This window comes from Streptomyces boncukensis (genome assembly GCF_011045075.1).
In the GTDB taxonomy this organism is placed as follows: Bacteria; Actinomycetota; Actinomycetes; order Streptomycetales; family Streptomycetaceae; genus Streptomyces; species Streptomyces boncukensis.
This window is the reverse complement of sequence record NZ_JAAKZZ010000528.1, coordinates 1-4814: the sequence shown is the minus strand read 5'-3', so window position 1 is coordinate 4814 and position 4814 is coordinate 1. Positions and strand designations below refer to the sequence as shown.

Genomic DNA, 4814 nt, shown 5'->3' with positions numbered 1-4814 from the left:
GGACGGGGTGGCGGCGGGGCCGCCGCTCGGCGAGGGCTGGGCGAGCGCCGGATCCGTGTAGCTGGCGCTGCTGGTGACCCGGGGCAGGACCAGGGTGGCGAACAGCGCGGCGGCGACGACCAGCCGCCAGCGGCCCCGACGGGCCCGCTCCTGGGGGGAGTCCGGATCCGAGGGGTCCGACTCCTCCGCTCCCGGGCCGGTTTCGGGACCGGTCCCGGCCCCGGTTCCGGGCTCCGGGTGCCCGCTTCGCCCGCGCCACAGCTCCCGCAGTTTCTTCACCGGACCCATACTTCCGGATCTTGGGGCGTGTGACGAGACCCTGGTATGACAAAGGGGCTGCGGCGGGGCCGCCTCAGGCGGCCCGCACCATCTCGGCTCGCACGGCCCGCCGCCACTGGGCCCGCAGGCGGTCCAGCTCGGCGAGTGCGTCCTTCGACCAGACCGTCCGGCCCGCGACGAACTGCCGGATGGCCTCGTTCGCCGCGGAAGCGGACGCGGAGGGCGCGGGAGAAGTCGAGTTCATAACAACCAGAGTACGGCCCTCCGCTGACAACGCCTGGTGTGCGAAGGGCCACTTGGGGCCCGTGATCAGGCTGCGGCGCAGGTGTCGTCGCCGGTGGGAGCGGGAAGAGGGGGGACGGTTGTGAGATGCACCGCAGTCCGCTCCCCGAGGGGTTTCCGGGCGGCCGGACGTCCCCGTTCCGCGTCGCGGAGCTGCCGGTCGATGCGGCGTTCGCGGCGCTCGCCCAGCAGCGCGGGGGCGAGCAGAAGGGTGAGCAGAGCGGCGGCCAGAAGCACGTTCCAGAGGGTTTCGAGTGCGGTTCCCATATGTTCCACGGTCCCGCCGGGGACGAACGGGCGGGAGCGGCAGGACTGACCGGGTGCATCGAATTGCTGCCATGCCGCTGCCATACTGCGGCCATGCTGCAGAACGTCGTCACCGTGCTGACCCATGGCGTCAACGCCTTCGAACTCGGTGTCGTCTGCGAGGTGTTCGGGATCGACCGGAGCGAGGAGGGGCTGCCGGTCTACGACTTCGCGGTGGCCGCCGCCGAGGAGCCGCCGATCCGCGTGCACCCGGGCGTCACCGTGGACACCCCGTACGGCCTCGAACGGCTCGCCGCGGCCGATCTGATCGCGCTCCCCGCGGGCCGGGACTTCACCGAGCGGACCTTTCCGGCCCCGCTGCTCGACGCGCTGCGCGCGGGCGTCGAACGGGGCGCGCGGGTGCTGAGCGTGTGCTCGGGCGCGTTCGTGCTCGGTGCGGCCGGGCTGCTGGACGGGCGGCGCTGCACCACCCACTGGCGGCACTCGGACGAGCTGGCCCGGCGCTGGCCCGCCGCGGCGGTCGAGCCGGACGTGCTCTACGTCGACGACGACCCCGTGCTGACCTCCGCAGGCACGGCCGCCGGCATCGACGCCTGTCTGCATCTGGTCCGCAAGGAGCAGGGCAGCGCCGTCGCGAACGCCATCGCGCGCCGGATGGTCGTGCCCCCGCACCGGGACGGCGGGCAGGCGCAGTACATCGAGCACCCGCTGCCGCCCGTCCGCGACGACGACGCGATCGGCTCCGCGCTCGCCTGGATGCAGCGGAACCTCGACCAGGACATCACCGTCGAACGGCTCGCGGCACGGGCGCACATGGCGCCCCGCACCTTCGCGCGCCGCTTCCACCGGGAGACCGGGGGCACGCCGTACCAGTGGCTCGTCGGCCAGCGGGTGCTGCTGGCGCAGCAGTTGCTGGAGGCGACGGAGCTGACCGTGGACGCGGTCGCCGCGCGGGCGGGGTTCGGCGGCGCTGCGGCGCTGCGGCACCACTTTCTGCGGCGCCTCGGCACCACGCCCCAGGCGTATCGGCGCACCTTCTGCGGAGGCGTCCGCGTCCCCGATTAGTTCGGGCCCTTGGAGGGAGCCCTCTCGCACGGTGGTCGCATACGCTCGCAGGGTGCTGGTGACGTGGGTGCTGATCGCGGGCGGCGTCGGGTACGGGGCCGCCGCCGGGGCCTCGCTGCCCCGTGCCGCGTACCGGCTGTCCGTCGAGCCGGGTGAGCCGTGGCGGAGCCGCTGCCCGGCGGGGCACGACGTGCGGGGATGGCTGGGTGCCGCGCCGTGCCGGGAGGGGGCCCGGGGCGAGCGGGCGCGGTTCGCCGCCGTCGGGGCGCTGGTCTGCGCCGCGCTCGCCGCCGCTGTCGGGGCCCGGCCCGAGCTGGGCGTCTGGCTGCTCCTGGCCCCCGCCGGGCTGCTGCTGGCCGCCGTCGACCGGCGCGTCAACCGGCTGCCGGACGTGCTCACCCTCCCGCTCGCGGGCGCTACGGCCGCGCTGCTGGGGGTGGCCGCGCTGCTGCCGGGCGCGGGCGGCGCGTGGGTGCGGGCGCTGCTGGGCGGGGCCGCGCTGGCGGGCGCGTACGGCGTGCTGTTTCTGGTCAGCCCCCGCGCCGTCGGCTTCGGCGACGTCAAGCTGGCGCTTCCGCTCGGGGTAGCCCTTGGGTGGTACGGCTGGGATGTGCTGATCACCGGGGCCCTGCTGGGCTTCCTGCTGCTGGGGGGCTACGGCGGCACGCTGCTGCTGGCCCGCCGGGCGACCTGGGGCACGGCCCTGGCCTTCGGGCCTTTCATGGTGCTCGGGGCGCTGCTGGGGGTCGCGCTGGGCGGGCTGACGGCCTGATCCTGGCCGGCCCCTGGCCGGTCCCGGGCGGATCTTCCTGTGCGACACGGGCGTTGGTGCGCGAAGCACTGCCCGGGAAGAGCTATGGTGGAAACCCCCCCTCGGGCCGGTCCGTATCCCCCCACGGACCGGCCCGCTTTTTGCGCCCGTGCGGTGCGCCCGTACGCGCCCGGGTCAGCTCTTGCTGCTGGCGGACCACATATTGGCGTCCGGCTCCGTCACCGCCAGCGCGTCGATCTCGGCGAGCTCCGCGTCCTGCAGGGCCGGGCCGCGCAGGGCCGCGATGTTCGCCTCCAGCTGGGCCACGCTGCTCGCTCCGATCAGCGCGGAGGTCATCCGCGGATCCCGCAGCACCCAGCGCAGCGCGAGCTGGGCCAGGGACTGGCCGCGCCGCCCGGCGAGCTCGTTGAGCCCGCGCAGCCGCCGTACGACCTCGTCCGTCAGCAGGCCCGGGTCCAGGGACTTGCCCTGGGCCGCACGCGAGTCCTCCGGGATGCCCGCCAGGTACTTGTCCGTGAGCATGCCCTGCGCCAGCGGGGCGAAGGCGATACAGCCGGCGCCCGCCTCCTCCAGCGTGTCCAGCAGCCCGTCCTCCTCGGTCCAGCGGTTGATCATCGAGTAGGACGGCTGGTGGATCAGCAGCGGCACGCCCTGCTCGCGCAGCAGCCGCGCGGCCTGCCGGGTGCGCTGGGAGCTGTAGGACGAGATGCCCGCGTAGCGCGCCTTGCCCTGCTGGACGGCGGAGACCAGCGCGCCCATGGTCTCCTCCAGCGGGGTCTCGGGGTCCATGCGGTGGGAGTAGAAGATGTCGACGTGGTCCAGCCCCATCCGGCGCAGCGAGGCGTCCAGCGAGGACAGCAGGTACTTCCGCGAGCCCCCGTCCCCGTACGGGCCCGGCTGCATGTCGTACCCCGCCTTGGTCGAGATGACCAGTTCGTCCCGGTATGGCCGGAAGTCCTGGGCCATCAGCCGGCCGAAGTTCGCCTCGGCGGCGCCGTACGGCGGGCCGTAGTTGTTGGCGAGGTCGAAGTGGGTGACACCCAGGTCGAAGGCGCGGCGCAGAATCGCGCGCTGGGTGGCGAGCGGGCGGTCGTCGCCGAAGTTGTGCCACAGGCCGAGCGAGATCGCGGGCAGCTTCAGCCCGGAGCGCCCGGTACGCCGGTACTCCATCGTGTCGTAACGTCCGTCATCGGCACGGTAAAGGCTCTGTGAGGGGAGAGTTCCGTCGTATGTCATATGCCACATCCTCTCACCGGAACCGACCGGCCCGGCTTCGTACGCCCGCCCGAGCGGCAGTAAAGTTCTGGAATCCCAACTCGGCACAGAGGGGCTGGCCATTCCCATGAACTTGCGCGACCTGGTGTACAAGCTCTATGCGCGCCGGGTTGAGGACCGTCTCGACCACGCACAGGTGCCCAAGCACATCGGCGTCATCCTGGACGGGAACCGGCGCTGGGCCCGCGCCTCGGGCGGGACGCCGGAGCAGGGACACCAGGCCGGCGCCGACAAGATCAAGGAAATGCTGGGCTGGTGCACCGAGACGGACGTCGAGGTCGTCACCCTCTGGATGCTCTCGACGGACAACCTGAACCGCACGGAGGACCAACTCGTCCCGCTGCTCGGCATCATCGAGGGCGTGGTGCGCGATCTCGCCTCCGACGGGCGCTGGCGCGTGCACCACGTCGGCCAGCTCGACCTGCTGCCCGCGCGCACCCAGCGGGTGCTGAAGGAGGCCGAGCAGCGGGCCGGCGAGGTCGACGGGATACTCGTCAACGTCGCCGTCGGCTACGGCGGGCGCCAGGAGATCACGGACGCGGTCCGCTCGCTGCTCTCCGACTGCGCCACCCGGGGCGAGAGCCTCGACACGCTGTCCGAGCGCCTCACCGTCGAGGACATCTCCGAGCACCTCTACACCCGGGGGCAGCCCGACCCCGACCTGATCATCCGCACCAGCGGCGAGCAGCGGCTCTCCGGCTTCATGCTCTGGCAGAGCGCGCACTCCGAGTACTACTTCTGCGAGGTCTTCTGGCCGGGCTTCCGCAAGGTCGACTTCCTGCGGGCCCTGCGGGACTACGCGGCCCGCCACCGGCGGTACGGCAACTGAGCGGGGGCGGACGCGGGAGCGGAAGGGAGCGGGAAGGGAGCGGGA

General features: G+C 73.1%; 6 protein-coding genes and 1 pseudogene. 3 read left to right on the top strand and 4 right to left on the bottom strand.

Annotation, left to right across the window (positions count from 1 at the left end; genetic code table 11):
• The 3 genes and pseudogenes from G5C65_RS31275 to G5C65_RS31265 form a co-directional block, all read right to left on the bottom strand.
• Window positions 1-279: pseudogene (locus G5C65_RS31275) on the bottom strand (hypothetical protein); the annotation flags it as partial.
• A 73-nt stretch (window positions 280-352) separates the two neighbouring features.
• On the bottom strand, window positions 353-523 hold the full coding sequence (locus tag G5C65_RS31270) for a hypothetical protein (protein WP_165302415.1): 171 nt from the start codon (window positions 521-523) through the stop codon (window positions 353-355).
• A gap of 65 nt (window positions 524-588) precedes the next feature.
• A complete protein-coding gene (locus tag G5C65_RS31265) occupies window positions 589-828 on the bottom strand; it encodes a hypothetical protein (RefSeq protein ID WP_165302414.1) in 240 nt (79 codons plus the stop codon).
• Between the two features lie 93 nt (window positions 829-921).
• On the opposite strand from G5C65_RS31265, the gene G5C65_RS31260 reads away from it, so the two are divergent.
• On the top strand, window positions 922-1893 hold the full coding sequence (locus G5C65_RS31260; RefSeq protein ID WP_165302413.1) for a helix-turn-helix domain-containing protein: 972 nt from the start codon (window positions 922-924) through the stop codon (window positions 1891-1893).
• A 55-nt stretch (window positions 1894-1948) separates the two neighbouring features.
• The gene (locus tag G5C65_RS31255; protein WP_206442475.1) at window positions 1949-2665 is read left to right on the top strand and encodes a prepilin peptidase; all 717 of its coding nucleotides are present in this window, start codon (window positions 1949-1951) and stop codon (window positions 2663-2665) included.
• 174 nt (window positions 2666-2839) lie between these two features.
• On the opposite strand, the gene mgrA is transcribed toward G5C65_RS31255, so the two are convergent.
• The gene (mgrA, locus tag G5C65_RS31250; RefSeq protein ID WP_165302412.1) at window positions 2840-3901 is read right to left on the bottom strand and encodes an L-glyceraldehyde 3-phosphate reductase; all 1062 of its coding nucleotides are present in this window, start codon (window positions 3899-3901) and stop codon (window positions 2840-2842) included.
• A gap of 106 nt (window positions 3902-4007) precedes the next feature.
• Between mgrA and G5C65_RS31245 the strand changes: the two genes are divergently transcribed.
• Window positions 4008-4769, top strand: coding sequence for an isoprenyl transferase (locus G5C65_RS31245; protein ID WP_165302411.1), 762 nt, complete (start codon window positions 4008-4010; stop codon window positions 4767-4769).
• Window positions 4770-4814: the final 45 nt, after the last annotated feature.